Here is a 24733-nt window from a genome sequence, read left to right on the forward strand (position 1 = left end):
TTTTTACGAGGTAAAAATGAGTAAAGAAATTAAAACCCAAGTTGTGGTACTTGGTGCAGGCCCAGCAGGTTATTCAGCAGCATTCCGTTGTGCGGACTTAGGTTTAGAAACTGTGCTTGTTGAACGTTATTCAACATTAGGTGGGGTATGCTTAAATGTAGGTTGTATTCCATCTAAAGCATTACTTCATGTAGCTAAAGTGATTGAAGAAGCAAAACACGCAAGCAAAAACGGTGTGTATTTTGCAGAACCTCGCATTGATTTAGACGAAGTGCGTGCGGGTAAAGAAGCCGTCGTTGCAAAATTAACCGGTGGTCTTGCTGGTATGGCAAAACAACGTAAAGTGACCGTTGTTGAAGGGTTGGCGACATTTACTGATCCGCATACCTTAGTTGCGCGCGATCGTGATGGTAACCCAACTACAGTTAAATTTGATAATGCGATTATTGCAGCCGGTTCCCGTCCGATTCAATTACCATTTATTCCGCACGAAGATCCACGAGTGTGGGATTCAACGGATGCACTTAAACTAAAAGAAGTACCGAAAAAACTTTTAATTATGGGCGGTGGCATTATCGGTTTAGAGATGGGTACCGTGTATGATGCCTTAGGTTCTGAAGTTGAAGTGGTTGAAATGTTCGACCAAGTGATTCCAGCGGCAGATAAAGACGTTGTTGCAATCTACACCAAACAAGTCGAGAAAAAATTCAAGTTGATGCTTGAAACTAAAGTAACGGCAGTTGAAGCAAAAGATGATGGTATCTATGTTTCAATGGAAGGGAAAGCATGCAACGACACCAAACGTTATGATGCCGTATTAGTGGCAATCGGTCGTACGCCAAATGGTAAATTGATCGATGCAGGTAAAGCAGGTGTTGAAGTGGATGAGCGTGGTTTCATTCATGTTGATAAACAAATGCGCACTAATGTGCCTCATATCTTTGCAATCGGTGATATCGTTGGCCAACCAATGTTAGCACATAAAGGTGTTCACGAAGGTCACGTTGCGGCAGAAGTGATCGCAGGGAAAAAACATTACTTTGATCCAAAAGTTATTCCTTCTATTGCTTATACTGAACCAGAAGTGGCTTGGGTAGGTAAAACTGAGAAAGAATGTAAACAAGAAGGTTTAAACTACGAAGTGGCTAAATTCCCTTGGGCAGCTTCAGGTCGTGCGATCGCTTCAGAATGTGCGGAAGGTATGACTAAATTAATCTTCGATAAAGATACTCACCGTGTACTTGGTGGGGCAATCGTTGGTTCTAACGGTGGTGAATTATTAGGTGAAATTGGTCTGGCGATTGAAATGGGTTGTGATGCAGAAGATATTGCATTAACTATCCATGCTCACCCAACACTTCACGAATCTGTTGGTCTTGCAGCTGAAGTGTTTGAAGGTTCGATTACTGACCTTCCAAACGCAAAAGCGAAGAAAAAATAATTGAAATCTGATAATCAAAAGGCAAATTCAATGAATTTGCCTTTTTCTTTGAAGTAATTCACATATCTGCATAAAAAATGCATAAAAATTCAAATTCAGCTAGAAAAAAACAGCTTATTTTGATATCCTGCGCGCCGTATTTTTTAGCTTATTTGATTATTTAGAACAATGTTAAAGAGATTTTTAATTATTATGGGCTTAGCTGTGTTCACCACAGCCTGTTCAAATGGCCCGAGTACGGCAGGTAATTCGGTGATTTCCGAAAGTGATGATGCCCAACTTTCTGGCTTAATTGCCGATATTCAACAAGGTAAAAACGGTATTCGTAGCCGTATCCGTACTAACCGACCACAATCCGCATTAGTTGACGATAAAGCATTAGCAGCAGTATATAACGAATGGGTGGGTACCCGTTATCGTATGGGCGGTACAGGAAAAGGTGGTATTGATTGTTCTGCCTTTATGCAAACCGCGTTTGCCGATGCTTTTGGCATTGACCTACCGCGCTCTACTTCGGAACAACGTTATTTAGGACGTAAAATCCAAAAACATGAATTGCGTAAAGGCGATTTAGTTTTCTTCCGCGGCAATAATCATGTCGGAGTATATGTGGGACATAATCAATTTATGCATGCCAGTACCAGTCAAGGCGTTACGATCAGTTCGTTGGATGAAGATTATTGGTCAAGAACCTATACCCAATCCCGTCGTGTAATGTAATTTGAATCCAATAAAAAAGTGCGGTAAGTAACCGCACTTTTTTTTATGTATTCGAGATTGAGTTTTTCTAACTTTGCTCTAAATGTTATCTTACCGGTCAAGCAACGAAACGCATTTGGCCACGACGTGGTTTCATTTGGTGGATACAATTAGTCACAGTACCTACCAATGGTAAATCATGCCAGTCGGCAATACTGATATTAGCCATTTGTGAATCTAACGACATAAACAGAAATTCATTACGATTCATTCCTGCAAATTCGTAAATGCGAAAATTCGCCCCATCACCAAGTACAATTAAATCACCTACAAATAATTCATCGCTTTTTTCAACGACCAACATATCGCCACATTCAATTCCCCAAGCCAGCATATTCGGATTGGTTACCCGCACGAAACAGGTTTGTTGTGGGCGTTTGATGCAATATAAATTCAGATCCAATTTTTTATTAAATGTGGATTTTTCAGCGATATCATTAAAAAACGGCATTGGATGATAAGAGAATGTATTGTCGTTTTGAGCAACGTGGTTAGCATAGTTCATCATCTTGATTTCCTTTTGTACTGGATAAATTAATTGTTAACATGGTTGTTTGTACAGTTGTTAATATACTGATGTTGTATACAGTGTGTCAATAGTCTAAAAAAAATTTTTTTATAGCCCGATTTTTTAGAAAAAATTTAGTGAGATAGAAAAAATTTCACTTTTGATTGAAAAATAATAGAAAACGTTTTCTTTTGATATTGATTTAAGCTATCTTTGCTCGCGCTTAGGTGGATCTTAATGATCTGAAGTTTAACTTAACATTTATATAATAATCCTTATGAACACATCACGTTTAATTCATTTTCTCTTCCAAGGTAATTTGGTCAAACGAATTGCTATTGGTTTACTTCTCGGAATCCTAGTTGCTGTCGTTGATCCAAGCATTGAAACCGCCCTTGGTTTTAGCTTGGCCGATAAAGTCGGTGTACTTGGTACAATTTTCGTTAAAGCCTTACGTGCCGTAGCTCCAATCCTTATTTTCTTCTTAGTTATGGCGGCACTTGCCAATAAAAAAATTGGCGCCAAAAGCAACATGAAAGAAATTATCGTGTTGTATTTGCTAGGCACTTTCTTAGCGGCTGTTATTGCTGTACTTGCCAGCCTAGTTTTCCCATCAGAAGTTGCTCTGACTACTGGTCAGGATGTGAGCTCTGCTCCAAAAGCGGTTGGTGACGTATTATTAACTCTTGTATTGAACGTAGTAGACAACCCATTAAACGCGATTTTCCAAGCTAACTTTATTGGGGTTTTGGCTTGGTCTATCGGTCTTGGCTTAGCATTACGTCATGCAGCGGAGACGACCAAACAGATCGTTAATGATTTTGCCGAAGCAATTTCTAAAATCGTTTACATCATCATTGCATTTGCACCATTCGGTGTATTTGGTTTAGTGGCACAAATTTTTGCCGATAAAGGTTTGAGTGCGTTGGCCGGTTATGTGCATTTACTTGCGGTATTGCTTGGTTCAATGTTCTTTGTGGCATTTGTCGTCAACCCACTGTTAGTTTTCTGGAAAATTCGTCGCAACCCGTATCCATTGGTCTGGACCTGTGTGCGTGAAAGTGGCGTAATGGCCTTCTTTACCCGTAGTTCTGCAGCCAATATTCCGGTGAACATTGAACTTGCAAAACGTTTGAATCTTGATGAAGAAACCTATTCTGTAGCGATTCCGTTGGGTGCCAACATCAATATGGCGGGGGCAGCAATTACTATTACTGTATTGACCCTAGCCGCGGTGCATACACTTGGTATAGAAGTCTCTTTCTTGAGCGCCTTATTGTTAAGTGTTGTGGCAGCTCTTTGCGCATGTGGTGCTTCCGGTGTTGCGGGCGGTTCATTATTGTTAATTCCGTTAGCCTGTAGCTTATTCGGGGTTTCCGACGATATTGCGGCACAAATGATCGGTGTAGGTTTTGTTATCGGTATTTTGCAAGACTCCACGGAAACAGCACTAAACTCCTCAACTGACGTATTATTTACTGCGGCGGTTTGTATGGAAGAAGAGCGTAAAAAAGCACAAGCTTAAGTTGATATAGCAATCAGGGCGGGATAATCCCGCCCTTTTTATATTTTTTTAATCAATGCTAATAAAATCAATGGCTTAGCGTTTGTTTTAAGAAAAACTTTAGTTTTTGAAGGGGCGTTTTATGACGGCAGAAAAGGCAACATTAATAATCAAGGATGCGGTTTTTGCACTTTCCCAACATCGACAATTATCGTTACCGCAATTTACCCTTGAAAAAGGCCAATATTGGGCTGTAGTTGGTGGCAATGGTAGTGGCAAAAGTGCTTTTGCGCAGGCGCTGTGCGGTGAATTGGAATTAAGCGAAGGCTGCTATCAAAACGGCTTTGCTTGTGTGCGTAGTTTTTCCTTTGAAAAACAACGTGCACGTCTAGAGGAGACGTTAAAAGCATTGCGCAACGACGATGTGGCACCAGAATTTTTTGGGCAAACTGCATTAGAGGTTATTTTAGGTGAGCAAGGCGATCTTGTTCGCGCCCAGGAAGTGGCTCAACAATTGGCGATTGAACCCTTACTTGATCGGTTTTTTATCAAATTATCTACCGGAGAAAGTCGCAAGGTATTATTGGCTCGTGCATTAATGGATAAACCGGATTTGTTGGTGTTGGATGAACCTTTTGAAGGTTTAGACCAAGCTTCGGTTGCTGCATGGACTGAATTGTTGGGGCGACTGACCGAACAATGTGCGATAGTATTAATTGTGAATCGTCTTGCCGATATTCCGCCACAGGCGGATCATTTGGCCTTGTTAGACAAATTGATGCTAATTTTAGCCGATGAGCGTGCGGCGATTGAGGCGCAAAGCCTGTATCACCAATTAGTGTATGCGGAAAATGCAGCAAATGTGGAATTGCCTACGCCTGCGGCGCCTTTAGAAGGTGCGCCATTCTCTCCTTATTTTGTGCTGCGCGATGTGACTGTGAGTTATTCTGGTAAGGCTATTTTGAGTCATTTAAATTGGACGGTGGAAGCCGGTCAGCATTGGTGGATTAAAGGTCCGAATGGTGCGGGGAAATCAACCTTGCTTTCCTTGATTAATGGCGATAATCCGCAAGCCTTTTCCAATCAGGTGGAAATTTTTGGTCGGCAGCGGGGAAGTGGTGAAACCGTTTGGGAAATTAAGCAAAAAATCGGTTGTGTCGGTAGTCAGTTGCACATGGATTATCGGGTGAATTGCTCCGCATTGGATGTGGTACTTTCCGGCTTTTTCGATAGTATTGGCGTATATTGCAAAGTACCAGATGCATTACGTTTAAAGGCCATGCAATGGCTACAGCGGGTGCATTTGGGAGATTTAGCAAAAGCACCATTTCGTTCACTTTCATGGGGACAGCAACGTTTATTGCTGATCCTACGGGCAATGGTAAAACATCCACCGGTATTGATTTTGGATGAGCCATTTCAGGGATTGGACGGGCTTAATCGAAAATTGGTACGCCAGTTTGTCGATCAATTAGCGATGAATAGCCAGACGCAGCTTTTATTTGTTTCCCATCGGGACGAAGATATACCCGATTGCATTACTCATGTTTTTGAATTTATTAAAGAAAATGAGGGATATCGATATATACAACAGGCCCGTTGATTTGATAGACTCTCAGGGATTTTTTATTTAACTAAGGAGCAACCTATGGAAGGTTTATCAATTGCTGCAATAGTGTTTATTGTGTTAGCTATTGTAGTGTTATTTTCCACCCTAAAAACCGTACCGCAAGGTTATAACTGGACGATTGAGCGTTTTGGGCGTTATACCCACACCTTAATGCCGGGCTTAAACTTCGTTGTACCATTTGTGGATCGTGTTGGCCGTAAGATCAATATGATGGAACAGGTATTAGATATTCCATCACAAGAAGTCATTTCTAAGGATAACGCCAACGTATCTATTGATGCGGTCTGTTTCGTACAGGTGATTGATGCCCGTAGCGCGGCTTATGAGGTGAATCATTTAGAACAGGCGATTATCAATTTAACCATGACTAATATTCGTACCGTATTAGGTTCGATGGAATTGGATGAAATGCTTTCCCAACGTGACTCCATTAACGGTCGTTTGTTGGCTATTGTGGATGAAGCGACCAATCCTTGGGGGATTAAAGTTACCCGTATTGAAATTCGTGATGTGCGTCCACCACGTGAATTGATTGATTCCATGAATGCGCAAATGAAGGCAGAACGTAATAAACGTGCGGAAGTCTTGGAAGCGGAAGGTATTCGTCAGGCGGAAATTCTACGTGCAGAAGGGGAAAAACAAGCCCGTATTCTGAAAGCGGAAGGGGAACGTCAAGAAGCCTTCTTACAAGCAGAAGCACGTGAACGTGCAGCGGAAGCGGAAGCGAAAGCAACTCAAATGGTGTCAGAAGCAATTGCTAGTGGTGATACCAAAGCGATCAATTACTTTATCGCACAAAAATACACGGAAGCCTTAAAACAAATCGGTGGTTCACCGAACAGCAAAGTGGTGATGATGCCGCTTGAAGCTGGCAATTTAATCGGCTCGGTAGCGGGCATTGCCGAACTGTTAAAAGGCGACAAAAAAGCGTAATTTCCTAAAGTGCGGTTAAAAATGACCGCACTTTTTCTCTCAAGGAGTTGATATGGCAGATTGGCTAACAACCTGGTCGGTGTGGCATTGGTTGGTATTAGGTTTTGTATTGTTAATTGCTGAAACCCTCGTACCCGGCGTATTTTTATTATGGTGGGGCTTAGCCGCGATTGTGGCTGCTGGCGTGATGGCGTTAGTACCGGGGCTATCCTTAACCGTTTTAGCCGTGTTTTATGCGATTTTAGCGATTATATTCTCGTTGCTTTGGTGGAAATACCAACATAGCAAAGATAATCAGGATCAATCTCGTACAACCTTAAACCAACGGGATCATACTTTGTTAGGTAAAAAAGGAACGGTGTTAGAAATTGGTTCTAACGGTATTGGTCGCGGTGCCTTTGGCGACACCACATGGCGTATTCAAGGTGAGCATTTAACGGTGAATGATCTTGTGGTGGTAGAACGCGTTGATGGCATCACATTGTTAGTTAAAAAGGTGGCAGAATGAATCATTTAATTATTTTTGCACATCCTAATAGCCAAAAAAGTTTTGGTCGTGCAATCGTGGAACGCATTGTAAAAGCAAGCCAACAACTTGGTGTTGAAACCCATTTACGTGATCTGTACACGATGGAATTTAACCCGATTATTTCCTTTGAAGAATTACAATCGGCCAATAAAGGTATTATTCCGGCAGAAATCCAGCAGGAACATGAGTTTATTCGCCAAGCGGATTTGATTACGATGGTTTATCCGTTGTGGTGGATGGGCTTTCCGGCGATGCTAAAAGGCTATTTAGACCGCGTACTCACGCATGGTTTTGCCTATAAAACGGAGAATGGTGAGTCCAAAGGCCTTATTCACGGTAAAGCAATGCAGCAATTTATCACCATTGGTAGCAGCGTGGCGCAATACCAAGAATTTGGCGTTGATAAATCCCTTAATCATTGTTTGGTTAATGGTTTATTTAATTATTGTGGTATTGAAAATGTGGATTACACGCTGTTCGGAGATATTCACATTATCGATGATGCAGCCCGCCAGGCGATGCTTGACGAAGCTGCTGAAAAAACAACGGCAAAATTAACCGCACTTTTAGCTCAATAGTGAGCACAATTATAGGAAAGCAACGGATGTCAGAAACTCAAGTCAATAATTTCTCTTTAATTAGCCGCTTATTCGGCAATTTATTTTATCGTAGTCCCACGGATCCAATTTTGAGTGGGGTGTTTGGTTGGTTACAACAACAGGGCTTAAGCCAAGTATGGGCACTTTCTACGGACAAGGAAAGTGAAGCGGCCATAGATAATTTGCAGATGAAAATTGATTTGACGTTGCTTGATCGCGAGTATCAAAAATTGTTCGGAGCAGAAGGGAACGTACCTACAGCCATTTCAAGCTACGATATGGATGTGCAACGTTTTGTGGATTTTCGTAATGCTCGTAATGTACCGGAAGCAGAAAACGTGGATCATTTCGCCTTGTTATTACTTACGGCCTCTTGGTTGGAAGATAACACTGAATCCCTTTCAGCCCAGCAGGATTTATTTGGGGATTTTCTGTTGCCTTGTGCTGCGAAATTCTTAACCCAAGTAGAAACCTATGCGACATTGCCGTTTTATCGTTCATTGGCTTATTTAACCCGAGAAATCTTAGCGGCAATGGCCGATGAACTGGAAGAGGCAGAATAATTTGAGTTTATTCGGCCTTTCAATAGGGTTTTAAAAGGACTTCTAATAAAATCAATGGGTTACAATGTATTTTCGGCAAAACGATAAAAAACAGCCCAGCGTTTTAAAGCGCCGGGCTGTTTGTTTATGGGAAATGGCTTTATTCTTCAGAAGTCACATCTTCCGTGCCTTCATCCTCATCATCTACATCACAAACCCGTTCAAGACTGACTACGTGCTCATCTTCAGCGGTGCGAATTAAACGAACCCCTTGAGTGTTACGGCCAATGATGCCGACTTCACTGACACGAGTACGTACAAGAGTACCGGCATCGGTAATAAGCATAATTTGGTCGGTTTCTTCTACTTGTGTTGCCGCAACGACTTTACCGTTACGTTCGCTCACTTTAATCGAAATCACCCCTTTAGTATTACGGGATTTGGTTGGGTACTCGCTTAATTGGGTACGTTTACCGTAGCCGTTTTGCGTTGCGGTAAGGATTGCGCCGTCATTTTTCGGCACAACTAAGGAAACCACTTTATCGATGTTGAGGTCGAGGGTTTCTTCTGCATTATCATCGGAAACCTCTTCAATTTCGACCGCATTTTCATCGTCAGCGATGTCGTTGGTGAGGGCAAGTTTAATACCGCGTACACCCGTTGCTAAACGACCCATTGCACGGACTGCACTTTCCGCGAAACGTACTACGCGACCTTGCGAAGAGAACAACATGATTTCGTTAGAACCATCGGTAATATCCACGCCGATTAATTCATCTTCATCACGCAAGTTCAAAGCGATGATACCGCTTGAACGTGGACGGCTGAATTCGGTTAGTGCAATTTTCTTCACAATACCGCCGGCCGTTGCCATGATGACGAATTTATCTTCTTCATAAGCAGAGATTGGTAGGATTGCAGTGATACGCTCATTTTCTTGTAACGGTAGAATATTTACAATCGGACGACCACGCGCGCCACGGCTAGCTTGTGGTAATTGATAGACTTTCAACCAATATAATCGGCCTCGGCTAGAGAAGCAGAGAATCGTATCGTGAGTATTCGCCACTAAGAGTTTTTCGATGAAGTCTTCATCTTTCATCTTCGTTGCAGATTTACCTTTACCACCACGACGTTGTGCTTCGTAGTCGGTAAGCGGTTGATATTTCACATAACCTTCGTGAGAAAGGGTCACTACTACATCTTCTTGAGCAATTAAATCTTCTAAATCAATATCACCGGAAGCCGCAGTAATTTCAGTATGACGTTCATCCGCGAATTGTGCACGTACTTGTTCAAGCTCTTCACGAATCACTTCCATCAAGCGTTCAGGGCTGTTGATGATGTGGAGAAGTTCTGCAATTTTAACCAATAACTCTTTGTATTCATTGATTACTTCTTCGGTAGCAAGACCAGTTAAACGGTGCAAGCGAAGTTCTAAGATTGCATCAACTTGTTCTGGAGAAAGATAGTAATCAGAACCTTTAATACCAAATTCAGCAGCCAATTCAGCCGGACGTGCCGCTGCATCAAGCAAACCTAAAATTTCGTTATTCAGTTTCCAAGGACGAGAGATTAATTTTTCTGCCGCTTCTTTACGCTCTTTCGATTGGCGGATGATATCGATGATTTCATCGATATTTGATGTTGCAACCGCTAAACCTTCTAAAATATGGGTACGCTCGCGGGCTTTACGCAATTCAAATAAAGAACGGCGAATCACTACTTCGCGGCGGTGCATCACAAAGGCTTCAATGATTTGTTTTAAGTTGAATAAACGTGGTTGACCGTGATCTAAGGCCACCATGTTGATCCCGAAGGTCACCTGCATTTGGGTAAGAGCATAAAGGTGATTTAAAACTACTTCGCCCACCGCATCACGTTTAATGTCGATTTCAATGCGGATCCCTTCTTTGTTAGAAAGGTCGATAATATTGCTGATACCTTCGATTTTTTTATCTTTGATAAGCTCAGCAATTTTTTCTACTAATTTGGCTTTGTTCACTTGATAAGGCAATTCAGTCACAATAATTTGCTCTTTGCCTTTATCTGTGGTTTCTACGCTAGCGCGAGCGCGAACATACACTTTGCCGCGACCGGTGCGATAAGCTTCTTCAATCCCTTTACGGCCATTAATTAATGCCGCTGTCGGGAAGTCTGGGCCAGGAATATATTGCATTAACTCATCAATGGTGATGTTTTCGTTATCAATATAAGCCAAGCAGCCATCTAACACTTCATTTAAGTTGTGGGGTGGAATGTTGGTTGCCATCCCCACCGCAATACCGGAAGAACCGTTTGCTAAAAGTGCAGGAATTCGGGTTGGTAATACATCCGGAATCATTAATTCGCCATCATAGTTTGGCGAGAAATTCACGGTTTCTTTATCCAAATCGGTCAATAGCGCTTGGGTGATTTTTTGCATACGGACTTCGGTATAACGCATTGCCGCAGGTGCGTCACCGTCGATTGAACCGAAGTTACCTTGCCCATCGACCAACATGTAGCGCAATGAGAACGGCTGTGCCATACGCACAATGGTGTCATACACCGCAGAATCACCGTGCGGGTGATATTTACCGATTACATCACCCACCACACGGGCAGATTTCACATATTTTTTGCCGGCAGTAATACCGGATTGATCCATGGAGAAAAGCACACGTCGATGCACCGGTTTTAAACCGTCACGCACATCAGGCAAAGCACGCCCAACAATCACCGACATGGCGTAGTCAAGGTAGGAAGATTTTAGTTCTTCTTCAATATTGACCGGGGTAATAGAGGAATGGATTGAATCCGTCATTTGTATTCCTTTTTTGATCAGAAAATTGCGGCGGATTATAGCATAAAGTTGATGATTTTTGTGGATTTATTCGGCTTTGCAGGGCTAACCGGTGAGAATTCGAATAAAAATCTAAATTTTTAGTGAATGCTAATAAAATCAATGAGTTATGATTGATTTTGGCAAAAACTTTTAAAATACAGGGGGCGTTTAGAGTTGCTTGAGATAGCTCTGGCCCAATTGGCGCATTTGGTTTTGGATCCAATGTTGTCTTTTCGTGACCAAAGCCGATGGGCGATTTACTTTGTAAATGTGGGGATTGGGCAATACTGCTGCGAGTAATGCGGCTTCCGAGGCACTTAGGTTTTTAGCGGGCTTTTGGAAATAATAGCGACTGGCCGCTTCGACTCCGAAGATCCCATCACCGAATTCGGCAATGTTTAGATAAACCTCTAAAATTCGTTCCTTTGACCATAATCCCTCTAACATCATGGTAGCCGGTACTTCTAAGCCTTTGCGTAGCCAGCTTTGGCCATGCCACAACAATAAATTTTTGGCGGTTTGTTGGCTAATGGTGGAGCCGCCACGAATTCGTTTGCTTTTTTCATTATGACGTAAGGCTTTTTCAATGGCATTGAAATCAAATCCCCAGTGTTGTGGAAATTTTTGATCTTCGGCAGCAATTACCGCTAATTGCATATTGGGGGAGATTTGTGAGAGTGGCACCCAAGAATAGTTCACTTGATAGCGCCAATCTCCGCTAAACAAATGATCGATTTTTTGTTGCACCATGTAGGCAGAAAATGGGATTGGCACAAAGCGAAAAATGAGCCCTAATGCAAAGAGGGCGGCAAATAGCCGTAACAAAAGGCGGGACCAATTGGCCCGCCACCAAGCAAGGGAGAGCAGGCGCAATAGGCTTTTTATATTAATTTTGTGCATCGAGATGATGTTTTACCCAAGCAAGAAAATCGCTATCCATCGTTTTGAGCATATTGGAACCACGTGTAATAGTGGCCGCACTGGTGGACAGATTTTGTTGGATTTCCCGTTGGGAAAGGTTTTTGTCCAATAATTGGGCAACGATCTGTAGCCGTAACCCGACCGCATCGCGTTCATCGGCGGTCAGTAATAATGTCAGAAATTCCTGCGTTTTACCTTGCTCACATGCGGTTTGCAATAAATTGAGGAAGGTATTCCATTGATCTAAATTACGGCTAATATACATAACAGCAATCCTATACTATTAAACTAGTGCGCCTAGTATAGCCGATCGTATTCCTCTTGGCTAAAGGTTTGTAATTTTTCTTTGTTTTGCAGATTTTGGTAGTAAAAATCATAAGTTAGAACGTTTTGTACATAACCGCGCGTTTCAAAGAATGGAATAGAAGCAATAAATTCATCCATCGCTAGTTTGCCATTCGCTCTTGCCAACCATCTTTCTACACGGCTTGCGCCGGCATTGTAAGCTGAGGCGATCAAAATACGGTTATTAGGATATTTGGCATTTAGCTCATTGAGGTGTGCTGTACCGAGCAAAATATTATTGAGTGGCTTGAATAAATCTGTTCCACCGTTATAAGGGAGTTGTTGATTTTCCGCAGTTTTTTCCGCAGTACTTGGCAACAATTGCATTAATCCACATGCATTCGCGGAGGATTGCGCCATTGGATTCCAGGCACTTTCTTGGCGGGCAATCGCCATCGCAAAGGTTTTGCTGACATGAGCCTTGGTATCTGTGGTGAGATTGTTGAGGGCAATATCAAAATAATGGCTGTAGGCATTTGGTAAACGTAATTCGATGTAGTTCCATGCCTTGGCAATAATTGAAGCATCCACCCCCAGCTCAAACCAATTTTGTGCATTGGCATATTGGCTTAAGGCTAGTTGTTGTTCTTGTGGTAATTTTTCTAATAGAAAACGCCAACGTTGTTTAGCTGCGCCTAAGCGCTCCAATTGACGCAATTCAGCAATTTCCGCTAATTGTGGCGCATATTGTTGTTGAATATTAGGTATTTGAGCAATTGTAGGCATCTCCGGTTTGTAGCTGCGTCCTAATTTTGTTGCAGCGAGCATCGGATAAAAACCGCGTTCGTGCGATAGAACTTCTAAACGCTGCTCGGCATCTTTAGCGGAGGCTTGTGCGATGGTTTTTGCCATCCAATAACGCCATTCTTGCTTTTGTTTTGCCTCATCGGAAAGCGAATTTAACCACAAAAGTAAATCCGTTTGTTGCCAAATAGCGGTGCGCAAACGGCGTTCAAGGAGGTTATCAGCATTCAGTTTGAGGAGTTCCTGATCGCGCCATTGCACGAAATTGGGACTTTCGTTATCAAAGAAACGGCTAATAAAGGCAATTTTCCAATCACGTAGTTCAGCTTCATTTAATTGCCAATCCTTTGCCCATTGCTCGTAAGTGGCGAAGGTAGGCTCATTTATATTTTCTTGAATGGTACGTAAATAACGAGCAAAGCCCTGAACCAGTGCAAATTTGTTGATGATTTTGTTTGTATTACCATCAATAAGTGGGAGTTTCTCTGCCAAGGTTTTCAGATTTGCCGGGTTTTTTAACAGATCCTGATAAAGCGCTAAATTCGCGGCTACTTGTCCCTCTTCTTGGGCGCCATCAATTTTTCCTAATTCATTGGCCAATATTTCTAAACCTTTAGTATCATTTTGGCCAAAGAGCATTTCCGCTTTCTGATAAATCTTCTCTGCTGTGCGCCCACCTTGCGAATACCAGGCTGACCATAATTGGGCGTCATTAGGTAGTTCGGCGTTATTGAGCCACAGTTGTGCATAATCGGACAAAATAGTGGATTTATTTTTATCGTTGGGTTGAGCATCTTTTGTTGGAGGCGGATTCGCTGCTTCCATTTGGTATTGGGCGGTCAGTACGGCAATTTGAGTTTCTAGATTTCTCGGTGTTTGCTGGGCGAGAGCTTGGATATCCTCAGCATTACTTAATAGAGTAAAAATACTTTGCTCTAATTTTCCACGTAGAAAATGAGTGGCGTTTTGCTGAATAAATTGTTCGATTTCCGCTCGCAGTGCATTGACCTCTTCACGAGGCGTATCGCGTTTGACAGTTTTTACACGCGCCTCCAAATACGTAGCCATTGCATCGGTATGTAATGGATAGCCTTTGAGTGAATCAATCAGCGCAAGGTATAACTGAGCGTTATTGGCCACATTATCACTTTTAATTGCACTTCTAAGTAAGGCTTCAAGTTGTAGGAAAGTGGCACGTTGCTCGATAAGGTTTAAGGCTTGAGCGTGCTGTTGTTGCGCCCATTTTGCCTGTTCTTCTACAAGATTAATTTGCGGAGGAGTTTCATTTTTTCCCTTATGGGAATGAGTATTAGCCGATACCGTGGTGGAAAGTACGGTTAACATAAATAATGAAATTGTGGTGTGTTTAAGTGCTCGCATAGGGGATTCCAATATAAAGAAAGACGGACTTTTGATCCGTCTTTTGGCTTAGAGTTCGCTGGGATTAGAAAACTTTTTTGAAGGGCTTCACTATCACATCGCCGTAAACACCGGCTTCTACATAAGGATCTTGCGCCGCCCAATCTTTTGCCGCTAATAGGCTATCGAATTGAGCAATCACAGTAGAACCGGTAAAACCGGCCTCACCTGGATTTTCATCGTCAATTGCCGGATTTGGACCCGCTGTTAATAAGCGTCCTTCCGCCTGTAATTGTTTTAAACGGGCAAGATGCTGTTCGCGTACGGCAAGGCGTTTTTCTAAGGTACCGGGAATATCCTGAGCAAAAATTACGTAATACATAGTTTCTCCTGTTAGCAACTTAATTGTAATTCTTCAATAGTATTTAAGGCGCGTTCTAATTCAAGATTGTTTTCGCGTGGAATGGTACGGGATTTTCCATCTTTTCCTACGGCTACAAAAGTAAAAACGGCCTCGGTAACGCAATAACGTTCGCCAATTGGTTCACTAGCAACTTTTTTCACCCATACTTCAACCTTGATCTTTATCGAGGAACGCCCCACGCTTAGGCAGCGACCATAGCAACAGACTACGTCGCCGACGGCGATTGGTTTGATGAAGTTCATACTTTCAACGGCAACCGTCACCACGCGTCCATGGGCGATTTCCTTAGCTAAAATAGCCCCTCCCATATCCATTTGCGACATAATCCAACCACCAAAAATGTCGCCGTTGGCGTTGGTATCGGAAGGCATTGCCAATGTCCGTAATAATAATACGCCTTTGGATTGACGCCCTTCTTTATCAATAAAATTTGAAGACATTATTTTTCTCCATCGTTTTTCTGATCATCTTTGGGCAAATAGCGATAGATATAAGCCCCACTGGCAATCGTCGCGGCAAAGGTCATCGCCAATAAACCAAAGGATTTGAAGTCAACCCAAGCCTCTTCCGACATATTTTGGCTGATATAAATATTTACCAGCATACAAAAAATAAAGAACACTGCCCAACCTAAATTCAATTTATTCCAAACTGCTTCCGGGAGTTGGATTTCTTTACCCAATAATTTTTTTACTAAAGGGGTTTTAAATTGGAATTGGGCCACTAACAGGACAATCGCAAACAGGGCATTGATGATGGTTACTTTCCATTGCAAATATTTGATTTCATTGAAATAGGCTGTGAGTAAACCGAAAAATACCACGGCGGCGCTAATAAATAGCTGCTGCTTTTCGATCTTGCCGTATTTAACTTTTAACACAATCATCTGCACGATAGTGGCGACTACCAGTACAATCGCCGCATCTCGTACGCCAGAGAGTTTGTAGGTAATAAAAAAGAGAATGAGAGGGATAAATTCCAACAGCTGTTTCATATTATTCCTTGATAAATAACGAATAGAAGCGGTAGCTAAAGACCACCCCAAAAATATTAATCATACCACCAGCTAAGGCACTAAGTACCTGACCAAGATTACCACTGACTAAGGTTAATGGCATACCGAGTAATGGTAAGACTAAATAAATACATAGCGCATAAATCACTAATTGCCAGTTATTGCCAATGCCTGCAACCCACACTTTTTGTAAGCTGGCCAAAATCCCATCATTACTTACAACATAATGGAGTGAGGCCAAATTTAGGCGGATAAACAGAAATACTCCGAAACAGAACATAAGCAGCGCGAAAAAAGGAATCGGGCTATTGGTCGTACCAATAGTATACATAGATGCTATACCGAGACTAAATGGCAGAGTAATCACAATATCTAACAATAGTACACCGATAACGCGTTTTGCTGCCAAGCTAAAAGCTGAGGCCGGATCAGCGGGCTTGTCGACGCTAATTAAATACACCGCTGCCAGGCCTGCTGTACTGACAAGAATTAGTAATAGTTGCTTGACAAGATAGATAGCTAGGTATTCTTGCCAGTGTTCGGCTATGACGGTAATGGCCTGTTGTGGCGAGACATTATTGGAAAACAGGGCTTGGTTAAATAGGCTATCGAGCCCCCAGCAGATCAATAATGCAGCAAATAGTAGCAAGCTGTAGGTGATAAAGGTTTTTTGTTGATTGCGAACAAAATTAATCGAGTCTTGGAAAATTTGTGTAAAGTTCATTTGCATAGTGTTTTCTTGATAAAAAAGTGGAGTGATTATACAAGTTTTGTGTTTAAAAAACTAAAAATACGAAAAATTGATCTAGATCGAAAATGGATTTAAATGGATTTTTAAAAAATTGATGATGATCACATTTTTTATACTAAAAAATAGGTATTTTGTATAAAGATATAACTTGAGATGGAATGTTATATCTAAAAGAAAATAACTTAAGGAGTCAAAAATGAAAAAAACAGTATTAGCGTTGGGGTTAAGCGCTGCATTACTAGCTGGTTTTACAAATGCGCATCAGGCAGGTGATGTCGTTGTTAGAGGTGGTGCCATTCTTGTGGATACACATACTCGAACCGACAGCGATGTCTTTAAATTTAAAGTGAACAATAATACTCAATTGGGTTTAACCGGCACTTATATGTTCACCGATAATATTGGTGTGGAATTGCTTGCGGCGACACCGTTTAGCCATGAAATCAAGTTAGGTTCTAATTTAGTAGGTAAAACTAAACATTTGCCACCAAGTTTGTATGCACAATATTATTTGTTCGATAAGGATGCTAAAGTTCGTCCTTATGTTGGTGCAGGGATTAACTACACCACATTTTTCAGTGAAAAAGCCAAGCTCGATGGTGTATCTAATCTGAAATTGAAAGATTCATTTGGTCCGATTGTGAATGCCGGTATGGATATTAAACTTGCTGAGAATCTTTATCTCAATGCTGCTGTGTGGTACGCCAAAATTAAAAGCAAAGCAAGTTTTGATTTATCTGGTCAACACCATACGGTCTCAGTAAAACTTGACCCAACAATCTATTTTGTGGGTTTAGGTTACCGTTTTTAAATCATATTAGTATAAAAAAAGCGATACCTTGAGTATCGCTTTTTTTATTTAACTTTTTTAATCTTTCAGCGTTATGGCTTTTTTCGTTGTGAAATGACAACAATCTAAGCTGATAGTAAAGCTCAATTATTTAATAATGACTTGTGCATCATTTTCTTGGGCACTTTCAATACTGCCGATTACCCAAGCGGTTTCACCCGATTGTTTTAAGATAGCTAAGGCAGTTTCTACATCTTCTTGTGGTAATGCGATAACCATTCCTACGCCACAGTTAAAGGTGCGGTACATTTCATAGCGATCGATATTGCCTTTTTCCTGTAACCAGTTGAATACAGGTGCCCATTGCCAGCTTTTTTCATCAATAACCGCTTTGGCGGATTTAGGTAATACACGCGGAATATTTTCCCAGAAACCGCCGCCAGTTAAGTGGGCGATGGCGTGTACATTTACCTGTTTGATTAATGCTAAAATCGATTTTACATAGATTTTAGTTGGGGCTAATAATTGCTCGCTTAGCGGATAGCCGGCTAATTGTTCTTCTGCCGGATTTACGCCAGAGACTTCAATCACTTTACGAATTAAAGAATAACCGTTGGAATGAGGTCCGCTAGAAGCAAGTGCGATCAATGCATCATCAGCTTTTACTTGACTGCCATCAATAATTTGGGATTTTTCTACTACACCAACACAGAAACCGGCTAAATCATAGTCACCAGCATGATACATGCCCGGCATTTCAGCAGTTTCACCACCCACCAATGCGCATCCCGATTGAATGCAACCTTCAGCAATGCCTTTTACGACATCGGATGCGACATCCACATCCAGTTTTCCGGTAGCGTAATAATCCAAGAAGAATAAAGGCTCAGCACCTTGAACGACTAAATCGTTAACACACATCGCGACTAGGTCAATGCCGATAGTATCGTGTTTTTTCAGATCGATTGCTAAACGTAATTTAGTGCCAACCCCATCAGTACCTGAAACTAAAATCGGCTCTTTGTATTTACCGGGAATGGCACAAAGGGCGCCAAACCCGCCTAATCCGCCAATAACTTCCGGACGGGTAGTGCGTTTGACATGAGGTTTAATACGTTCAACCAATTCATTACCGGCGTTGATGTCGACACCGGCATCTTTATAGCTTAATGATGTGCTCACGGGGTTTTCCTTTGTAGTTGTAAAAAACGGGGCTGATTGTATCAGGTTGCGCAAACGTTTGCGATTAATTTTACCGCGCAATTTTAGAAAAAATAACCGCATCTCAGTTATCTGAAGATGCGGTCAAAATAGAGAATGTATTTTAACGGTTGGCTAATTCGAAGATCATAGCTTCAGCTTGGCAACTAAAGGTAAAGTTAGCTTTTAATTGCACTCCGCCTTCCACCGGATTGATTGCACTTTGGATTTGGCAAGGCTCGCTTTCGGTTTTGCGGGCTTTTTCGGTGAACTTAGCCAAGGCGGCTTGGGCATCTGCCTCGTTTGCATAAACTTGATCAATGACTACGCAGCAATCAGAACCATCAATAATGGTGCCAACATCGACGCAGCTGCAGGTTAGAGATTCTTCTGCTTTGCATTGTACCGACATAATGTTTTCCTCAATTTAAATAAAAGACGGCGCATTCTAGCATGTTTGCTAAAAGGCGCCAAAGAATCCCTAAAAACTGGTCGGAACAGCAGGGGATTATCGGGAATGCATTTGCACTCCGAATGCCCTTTCTGTCTTATTTGAAATGGCACATGAAATCAATAAATTGAAAACTGAAGGTGCCGAAAAAGCCAATGGTCTCGCGGCTCGTTTACGTGAATTAGCAGGTATCTTAGGTTTACTTCAACAAGATCCAGAAAAATTCTTACAAGCTGGCTCTGACGATAATGAAGTCGCAAAAATTGAAGCGCTTATCAAACAACGCAACGAAGCTCGTGCAGCTAAAGATTGGGCTGCTGCGGATGCGGCACGTAATGAACTTACGGCAATGGGTATCGTGTTAGAAGATGGTGCTAACGGCACGACGTGGCGTAAACAATAATCTCACTTTGATACAAAAACTGCGGTCAATTTGACCGCAGTTTTTCTTTTAAGAAGAAAGCATTACATTTTTGGGGTCTCCATTGTTTTTGCTTTTTTCTTCATTTCTTTTGCTTTTATTTCTTTTGTTTTCATATCATCAGATTTCATGCCTTCTGATTTCATATTATCCATTTTCATGTCGTGAGATTTCATATCATGAGATTTCATCATTCCATCAGATGCCATTTTGTCGTTTTGCATTGGCATAGCGTCTTTTGTCATCGGCATGGGATCTTTTGCCATCGACATTTCATTAGATTTCATATCGGTCGCATAAAGACTGGTTGCGAAGAAAAGTGCAGCAATAGCAGTAAAGGTTGTTTTTGCAGTAATATTTTTCATTTTGAATCTTCCTTAATTTGTGAATAATTAACGTTATCTAGAAAGGTCTTCCCCTTTCATCATCATTAGACGGATAAGGAACCTTTTTCTTACACATTTTCCAAGGAAAAAATATGGAAACCGGAATTTCCGATAAAGAACTGACACAAATTAGAGAGCAAATGCTGAAATTTGCCACATTACAGGTGGGCAATGCTGTATTAGCTGAAGATTTAGTGCAAGAGAGTTTTTTAAGTGCATTTAACCATCTTGAGCAATTTAAACGACAATCGGCATTTAAGACCTGGGTCTTTGCTATCTTAAAAAATAAAATCATCGATTTTCTTCGTCAGAAAGGCAAATTTGTACTGGAAACCGAAATGGAAGATGAAGAACAAACCAATCATTTCTTTGATGAAGGTGGACACTGGAAAGCTGAACATTCCCCTCTTGATCTTGAACAGAGCGAAAGTGCGGTCTATTCCGAAGAGTTTTGGCTGATTTTTGAAACTTGCTTAACTTGCTTACCCGCCAAACAAGCCAAGATTTTTATGATGAGAGAATTTTTGGAATTATCTTCTGAAGAAATTTGCCAAGAAAATCAACTAACCATAAGTAACTTGCACACAACACTCTATCGTGCCCGCTTACAACTTCAAAACTGCTTATCTCATAAACTTTAAGGAGTGACTTTATGAAATGTCGCCAAGCGACTCGCCTTATTTCAGATACTCAAGAACGACAATTAATGACCAAAGAAAAAATTGGGCTCAATTTGCATCTTGCCATCTGTACACATTGCCGCAAATTTCAACGAAATTGCGGCACATTGAGAAAATTAATGAAGGATTTCAAGGGATAAAAAGCGGAAGACAACTTCCGCTTATTACTCTATTACTTCGCAATTAACGCTGTTGCACGAGAAATGACTTCTTTGATTTCATCATCCGTCAATTTACCTTCTTTCACAAATTGCACTTTGCCGGTTTTATCAAGCAAAATAATCACGCTGTCTTTTTCACGTAATCCCCATGCATTTTTGACCGCACTTTTATCATCTAAGATCACTTGGCTGTGGGCATTTTCTTTTTTGCCTTTTTCTGCGCTACTTTTCACAAACATGCCCGTGCCCACAACAGCATCATCAGCATTAATAATCGTCGTGGTTTGATATTTAGCTTGGTTAAAATGAGCGGCTTTGATGGCTTCGATCATCGCTTGATTTTTCTCTTTTGCCGCACTTCTGCCTGCAATATGTTGAATCACTCGTACTTTGCCTGGCAATGCTGTTGAGCCCCACGGTTTATACGCCACATCATTGCCATTTAAAGTGATTTCGCCCTTATCTGAAACCGTTACGTTCGCTAAAAGTTGGCTAGGTTGGATATTGTGAGCGAATGCATTAACTGAGATTAAACTCCCCATCACAGCGCTCAAAAGCATGATTTTTTTCATAAATACCTCATAAATTCCGTGAAATTGCCCATTTTTTGGCGAATAGTCACTTTTTTGTTATACTCCGTGCGCATTATACTTTGCTTAAATCAGATAAAGAAGGAAAAAGAAATGGATCAAATGCCAGCTTGCCCAAAATGTAAAGGCGAATATGTTTATCATTATTCTGTAAATTTTGTTTGCCACAGATTGTGGCAATGAGTGGAATGGTAACGAAACAGTTGAAACCGATGAAGATCAACTAATTGTTAAAGACAGCAACGGTAACTTGTTATCCGATGGTGATGATGTGCTTTTAATTAAAGATTTAAAATTAAAAGGTTCATCTGAAGTGTTAAAGAAAGGCACTAAATTCAAAAACATCCGTCTGGTAAACGGTGATCACAATGTAGATTGTGGCAAAATCATGCTGAAATCTGAGTTCTTGAAAAAAGCTTAAGAATTCCAAATAAAAGAGCGGTCGATTCCCTAGGGCATTAGAATTCAGCCGCTTTTTAATAAGATAATTATTTAAGGAAACCAATGAAAACATTCAAAAAATCACTGCTCGCAGTAGCTACCTTATTGGCTGCTGGTGGTGCAAATGCAGCCGCTTTCCAGTTAGCGGAAGTTTCTAGTGTTGGTCTTGGCCGTGCTTATGCCGGTGAAGCTGCAATGGCGGATAATGCGTCGGTGGTTGCGACTAACCCAGCATTAATGAGTCTGTTTAAAACCAATCAATTTTCTGCCGGTGGCGTTTATGTGGATTCGCGTATCCATATGAATGGCCCGATTACTGTGAAGGCGAATTTACCTACCGGTAGCCATACCTTGGCCTCAACTTCTGCAGCCCATAATAGCGTAGTTCCAGGCTCACTGATTCCAAATATGTACTTTGTTGCGCCACTCAACGACAAATTCGCAGTCGGTGGCGGTATGAACGTAAACTTTGGTCTGAAAAGTGAATATGAACATACTTATAGTGGAGGTGTGTTTGGTGGTACCACGGATTTAAGTGCTATCAATTTAAATCTAAGCGGTTCTTATCGGGTGACTGAGGGATTTAGTGTTGGTCTTGGTGTGAATGCGGTTTATGCGAGAGCTGAAATTGAGCGTCGGGCTGGTGTGTTGAGTAATGCAATTAGCAACGCTATTGCTGCTTCTCGTGCTGGTGTATTGCCATTGTCTCCGCGTATTGCAGGTGCATTGGCCGGATTTAGCGGTGTACAAAGTGATACGGTAGTGACCCATTTACAGGATAAGAATGCGTGGGGATTCGGTTGGAATGCCGGTTTGATGTATCAATTTAATGAACGCAACCGTATCGGTTTGGCCTACCATTCAAAAGTGGATATTGATTTTAAAGATCGTGCAGCATTAAGTTTGCAACGTACAGCCACCGGTGGTGTAGCATTTTATGTGAATGAAGGCGGCTTAACCCTACATTTGCCGGGCTATGTCGAGTTTTCTGGCTTCCATCAGTTAACCGATAAATTAGCGATGCACTATAGCTATAAATATACTCAGTGGGGACGTTTTAAAAATTTACATGCAACCTATGATAATGGTTCAGTGGCGCTACATAAGGAAGAACAATATAGTAGTAATTCCCGTACAGCCTTAGGTTTTAGTTATGATGTTAACGACAAGCTAACACTACGTGCCGGTATTGCTTACGATGAAGCGGCTGCACCAAATACTCACGCCAGTGCATCTATTCCGGATACCGATCGCACATGGTATAGCGTTGGTGCAACCTACAAATTCACGCCGAATTTATCAATTGATGCCGGTTTTGCCCATCTACGTGGTAAAAAACTTAACTTTACTGAAAAACAAAGTTTAGCCGGTGGTTTAATTGAAGTTCAGGCGGATTATCAATCCAAAGCTAGTGCTAACCTTTATGGTTTAAACCTCAATTACAGTTTCTAATTTGAGGCGCATTCAAGCATAATAAGGCACCCTGTTTGGGTGCCTTTTATTTTTGGATAAAAAATGACTCACAAGAAAAATACGCCAACACTTTTTTACACCTATTACGATTCTCCGATTGGTCGTTTATTAATGCTTTCCGATGGTGAAAATCTAACAAATCTGGATTGTGAATTGGAGCAAACTACGCCCAACCCCCATTGGATTTTGCGCGAGGACTTGTCGCTTTTTCAACGAGTTCGAGAGGCTTTAACCCGTTATTTTAACGGCGAAGCAGAAACCTTTGAGGATATCCCTTTGGCCCCTCAAGGTACGGTCTTTCAACAAGCAATTTGGTGTGCATTGCGTCAGATTCCTTACGGTAAAACCGCCAGTTACGGTGGATTGGCCGAAAGCATCAATAATCCTAAAGCGGTGCGAGCAGTGGGAGGCGCGGTAGGGGCTAATCCGATTAGTATTATTATTCCTTGTCATCGGGTTCTCGGTAAAAAAGCCGAAATTACCGGTTTTGGTGGTGGCTTACCGGCCAAGCGTTTTTTATTGCAATTGGAAAAAATTGCTTATCTGGATAAAGGCGTAGAATACGTTAAACCGAAATTGTTAAAGAAATATCACGCATGATCCCACAATCCGAACAAGCCTTATTGGCAAGAGCCCAATCCATTGCCGGCTTAACCTTTGGTGAGCTAGCCGAGGAGTTACATATCTGTGTACCGCCCGATTTAAAACGTGATAAGGGATGGGTTGGTATGTTGCTTGAAACCGCACTTGGCGCAACGGCAGGGAGTAAAGCAGAGCAGGATTTTTGCCATTTAGGGATTGAATTAAAAACCTTACCGATCGATGAAAAAGGTTATCCTTTAGAAACGACCTTTGTGAGTTTAGCTCCCTTATTACAAACCCTTGGAGTAAGTTGGCAAACATCGCATGTGCGCTATAAGCTGGCAAAGGTATTATGGATCCCGGTGGAGGGCAGCCGTCATATTCCACTTGCCGAACGGCATATTGGTCAACCAATTTTATGGCAGCCATCACCGACCGAAGAGCAACAACTCAAACAGGATTGGGAAGAACTGATGGATTACATCGTGTTGGGCAAATTGGAGCAAATTACCGCCTGTATTGGTGAAGTATTACAGTTGCGTCCCAAAGGTGCCAATAGCCGAGCGCTCACTAAAGGCATTGATGCTAATGGTCAAATTATTGATACCTTGCCGTTAGGCTTCTATTTGCGTAAAGAATTTACAGCCCGTATCCTACAGAATTTTCAACAACCCTGCTGATTTAATGTCCGCCGAAAGGCGGGCATTCAAAGTAAACTATGCTATAA

General features: G+C 41.6%; 27 protein-coding genes and 2 pseudogenes. 16 read left to right on the forward strand and 13 right to left on the reverse strand.

Annotation, left to right across the window (positions count from 1 at the left end; genetic code table 11):
* Nucleotides 1–16: 16 nt before the first annotated feature.
* A complete protein-coding gene (gene lpdA, locus CKV74_RS06685) occupies nucleotides 17–1441 on the forward strand; it encodes a dihydrolipoyl dehydrogenase (protein WP_095176912.1) in 1425 nt (474 codons plus the stop codon).
* 168 nt (nucleotides 1442–1609) lie between these two features.
* The gene (locus CKV74_RS06690; RefSeq protein ID WP_007242085.1) at nucleotides 1610–2161 is read left to right on the forward strand and encodes an NlpC/P60 family protein; all 552 of its coding nucleotides are present in this window, start codon (nucleotides 1610–1612) and stop codon (nucleotides 2159–2161) included.
* Nucleotides 2162–2258: 97 nt separating this feature from the next.
* On the opposite strand, the gene CKV74_RS06695 is transcribed toward CKV74_RS06690, so the two are convergent.
* Entirely contained in the window at nucleotides 2259–2705 is a 447-nt protein-coding gene (locus tag CKV74_RS06695) for a LexA family protein (protein WP_039847712.1), read from the reverse strand.
* 280 nt (nucleotides 2706–2985) lie between these two features.
* Here CKV74_RS06695 and sstT point away from each other — a divergent pair, with 280 nt between their 5' ends.
* From sstT to CKV74_RS06725, 6 genes are all read left to right on the forward strand, one after another.
* Nucleotides 2986–4233 carry a serine/threonine transporter SstT gene (gene sstT, locus CKV74_RS06700; protein WP_095176913.1) on the forward strand — a complete coding sequence of 416 codons (1248 nt, stop codon included), beginning with the start codon at nucleotides 2986–2988 and terminating at the stop codon, nucleotides 4231–4233.
* A gap of 121 nt (nucleotides 4234–4354) precedes the next feature.
* The gene (gene modF / locus CKV74_RS06705; RefSeq protein WP_007241407.1) at nucleotides 4355–5815 is read left to right on the forward strand and encodes a molybdate ABC transporter ATP-binding protein ModF; all 1461 of its coding nucleotides are present in this window, start codon (nucleotides 4355–4357) and stop codon (nucleotides 5813–5815) included.
* 45 nt (nucleotides 5816–5860) lie between these two features.
* Nucleotides 5861–6775, forward strand: coding sequence for an SPFH domain-containing protein (locus tag CKV74_RS06710; RefSeq protein ID WP_095176914.1), 915 nt, complete (start codon nucleotides 5861–5863; stop codon nucleotides 6773–6775).
* Between the two features lie 52 nt (nucleotides 6776–6827).
* Nucleotides 6828–7283, forward strand: coding sequence for an NfeD family protein (locus tag CKV74_RS06715; protein WP_007241411.1), 456 nt, complete (start codon nucleotides 6828–6830; stop codon nucleotides 7281–7283).
* Nucleotides 7280–7882 carry an NAD(P)H-dependent oxidoreductase gene (locus CKV74_RS06720; protein ID WP_007241394.1) on the forward strand — a complete coding sequence of 201 codons (603 nt, stop codon included), beginning with the start codon at nucleotides 7280–7282 and terminating at the stop codon, nucleotides 7880–7882. The genes CKV74_RS06715 and CKV74_RS06720 overlap by 4 nt, the downstream gene beginning before the upstream one ends.
* A gap of 26 nt (nucleotides 7883–7908) precedes the next feature.
* Entirely contained in the window at nucleotides 7909–8466 is a 558-nt protein-coding gene (locus CKV74_RS06725) for a TorD/DmsD family molecular chaperone (protein ID WP_007241395.1), read from the forward strand.
* Between the two features lie 139 nt (nucleotides 8467–8605).
* Here CKV74_RS06725 and gyrA read toward each other — a convergent pair whose 3' ends face one another.
* The 8 genes from gyrA to CKV74_RS06765 all read right to left on the reverse strand — a co-directional run bounded on the left by gyrA (nucleotide 8606) and on the right by CKV74_RS06765 (nucleotide 16804).
* A complete protein-coding gene (gyrA, locus tag CKV74_RS06730; protein ID WP_095176915.1) occupies nucleotides 8606–11251 on the reverse strand; it encodes a DNA topoisomerase (ATP-hydrolyzing) subunit A in 2646 nt (881 codons plus the stop codon).
* Between the two features lie 189 nt (nucleotides 11252–11440).
* A complete protein-coding gene (gene mtgA, locus CKV74_RS06735; RefSeq protein WP_007241406.1) occupies nucleotides 11441–12172 on the reverse strand; it encodes a monofunctional biosynthetic peptidoglycan transglycosylase in 732 nt (243 codons plus the stop codon).
* Nucleotides 12159–12458 (reverse strand): trp operon repressor, encoded by a 300-nt coding sequence (gene trpR / locus CKV74_RS06740; protein ID WP_007241400.1) that lies wholly within the window; start codon nucleotides 12456–12458, stop codon nucleotides 12159–12161. Before trpR ends, mtgA begins: the two co-directional genes overlap by 14 nt.
* A gap of 32 nt (nucleotides 12459–12490) precedes the next feature.
* Nucleotides 12491–14662, reverse strand: coding sequence for a transglycosylase SLT domain-containing protein (locus CKV74_RS06745; protein WP_095176916.1), 2172 nt, complete (start codon nucleotides 14660–14662; stop codon nucleotides 12491–12493).
* Nucleotides 14663–14726: 64 nt separating this feature from the next.
* The gene (locus CKV74_RS06750; protein ID WP_007241412.1) at nucleotides 14727–15023 is read right to left on the reverse strand and encodes a YciI family protein; all 297 of its coding nucleotides are present in this window, start codon (nucleotides 15021–15023) and stop codon (nucleotides 14727–14729) included.
* Nucleotides 15024–15034: 11 nt separating this feature from the next.
* Complete coding sequence (gene yciA / locus CKV74_RS06755; protein ID WP_007241402.1) at nucleotides 15035–15505, reverse strand: acyl-CoA thioester hydrolase YciA; 471 nt, start codon at nucleotides 15503–15505, stop codon at nucleotides 15035–15037.
* Nucleotides 15505–16059 (reverse strand): septation protein A, encoded by a 555-nt coding sequence (locus CKV74_RS06760; RefSeq protein ID WP_095176917.1) that lies wholly within the window; start codon nucleotides 16057–16059, stop codon nucleotides 15505–15507. The genes yciA and CKV74_RS06760 overlap by 1 nt, the downstream gene beginning before the upstream one ends.
* A gap of 1 nt (nucleotide 16060) precedes the next feature.
* On the reverse strand, nucleotides 16061–16804 hold the full coding sequence (locus CKV74_RS06765) for a hypothetical protein (RefSeq protein WP_123947613.1): 744 nt from the start codon (nucleotides 16802–16804) through the stop codon (nucleotides 16061–16063).
* Between the two features lie 223 nt (nucleotides 16805–17027).
* Here CKV74_RS06765 and CKV74_RS06770 point away from each other — a divergent pair, with 223 nt between their 5' ends.
* On the forward strand, nucleotides 17028–17642 hold the full coding sequence (locus tag CKV74_RS06770) for an OmpW/AlkL family protein (RefSeq protein ID WP_007241409.1): 615 nt from the start codon (nucleotides 17028–17030) through the stop codon (nucleotides 17640–17642).
* Between the two features lie 126 nt (nucleotides 17643–17768).
* Here CKV74_RS06770 and purM read toward each other — a convergent pair whose 3' ends face one another.
* Nucleotides 17769–18803, reverse strand: coding sequence for a phosphoribosylformylglycinamidine cyclo-ligase (purM, locus tag CKV74_RS06775; RefSeq protein ID WP_007243199.1), 1035 nt, complete (start codon nucleotides 18801–18803; stop codon nucleotides 17769–17771).
* Between the two features lie 142 nt (nucleotides 18804–18945).
* Nucleotides 18946–19233 carry a YfcZ/YiiS family protein gene (locus CKV74_RS06780; protein ID WP_007243188.1) on the reverse strand — a complete coding sequence of 96 codons (288 nt, stop codon included), beginning with the start codon at nucleotides 19231–19233 and terminating at the stop codon, nucleotides 18946–18948.
* A 115-nt stretch (nucleotides 19234–19348) separates the two neighbouring features.
* On the opposite strand from CKV74_RS06780, the pseudogene CKV74_RS06785 reads away from it, so the two are divergent.
* Nucleotides 19349–19675 (forward strand): annotated as a pseudogene (locus tag CKV74_RS06785) (DALR domain-containing protein); the annotation flags it as partial.
* 62 nt (nucleotides 19676–19737) lie between these two features.
* Here the strand turns inward: CKV74_RS06785 and CKV74_RS06790 are convergent.
* Complete coding sequence (locus tag CKV74_RS06790) at nucleotides 19738–20058, reverse strand: hypothetical protein (RefSeq protein ID WP_007243190.1); 321 nt, start codon at nucleotides 20056–20058, stop codon at nucleotides 19738–19740.
* A gap of 113 nt (nucleotides 20059–20171) precedes the next feature.
* On the opposite strand from CKV74_RS06790, the gene CKV74_RS06795 reads away from it, so the two are divergent.
* Together CKV74_RS06795 and CKV74_RS10610 are read left to right on the forward strand one after the other, a co-directional pair.
* On the forward strand, nucleotides 20172–20720 hold the full coding sequence (locus CKV74_RS06795; RefSeq protein WP_095176918.1) for a sigma-70 family RNA polymerase sigma factor: 549 nt from the start codon (nucleotides 20172–20174) through the stop codon (nucleotides 20718–20720).
* 11 nt (nucleotides 20721–20731) lie between these two features.
* Nucleotides 20732–20899: an anti-sigma factor family protein gene (locus CKV74_RS10610; RefSeq protein ID WP_039847908.1), complete on the forward strand. Its 168-nt coding sequence runs from the start codon at nucleotides 20732–20734 to the stop codon at nucleotides 20897–20899.
* Nucleotides 20900–20931: 32 nt separating this feature from the next.
* Here CKV74_RS10610 and CKV74_RS06805 read toward each other — a convergent pair whose 3' ends face one another.
* Nucleotides 20932–21492, reverse strand: coding sequence for a YtfJ family protein (locus CKV74_RS06805; protein ID WP_095176919.1), 561 nt, complete (start codon nucleotides 21490–21492; stop codon nucleotides 20932–20934).
* 111 nt (nucleotides 21493–21603) lie between these two features.
* On the opposite strand from CKV74_RS06805, the pseudogene CKV74_RS06810 reads away from it, so the two are divergent.
* From CKV74_RS06810 to mutH, 4 genes and pseudogenes are all read left to right on the forward strand, one after another.
* Nucleotides 21604–21931 (forward strand): annotated as a pseudogene (locus CKV74_RS06810) (zinc ribbon domain-containing protein YjdM).
* Nucleotides 21932–22014: 83 nt separating this feature from the next.
* Nucleotides 22015–23403: an outer membrane protein transport protein gene (locus CKV74_RS06815; RefSeq protein ID WP_007243197.1), complete on the forward strand. Its 1389-nt coding sequence runs from the start codon at nucleotides 22015–22017 to the stop codon at nucleotides 23401–23403.
* Between the two features lie 63 nt (nucleotides 23404–23466).
* Nucleotides 23467–24024 (forward strand): methylated-DNA--[protein]-cysteine S-methyltransferase, encoded by a 558-nt coding sequence (locus CKV74_RS06820; RefSeq protein ID WP_095176920.1) that lies wholly within the window; start codon nucleotides 23467–23469, stop codon nucleotides 24022–24024.
* Entirely contained in the window at nucleotides 24021–24686 is a 666-nt protein-coding gene (gene mutH / locus CKV74_RS06825; protein ID WP_007243184.1) for a DNA mismatch repair endonuclease MutH, read from the forward strand. Before CKV74_RS06820 ends, mutH begins: the two co-directional genes overlap by 4 nt.
* Nucleotides 24687–24733 lie beyond the last annotated feature (47 nt).

The sequence above is a fragment of the Haemophilus pittmaniae genome, from assembly GCF_900186995.1.
Taxonomy (GTDB): Bacteria; Pseudomonadota; Gammaproteobacteria; order Enterobacterales; family Pasteurellaceae; genus Haemophilus_D; species Haemophilus_D pittmaniae.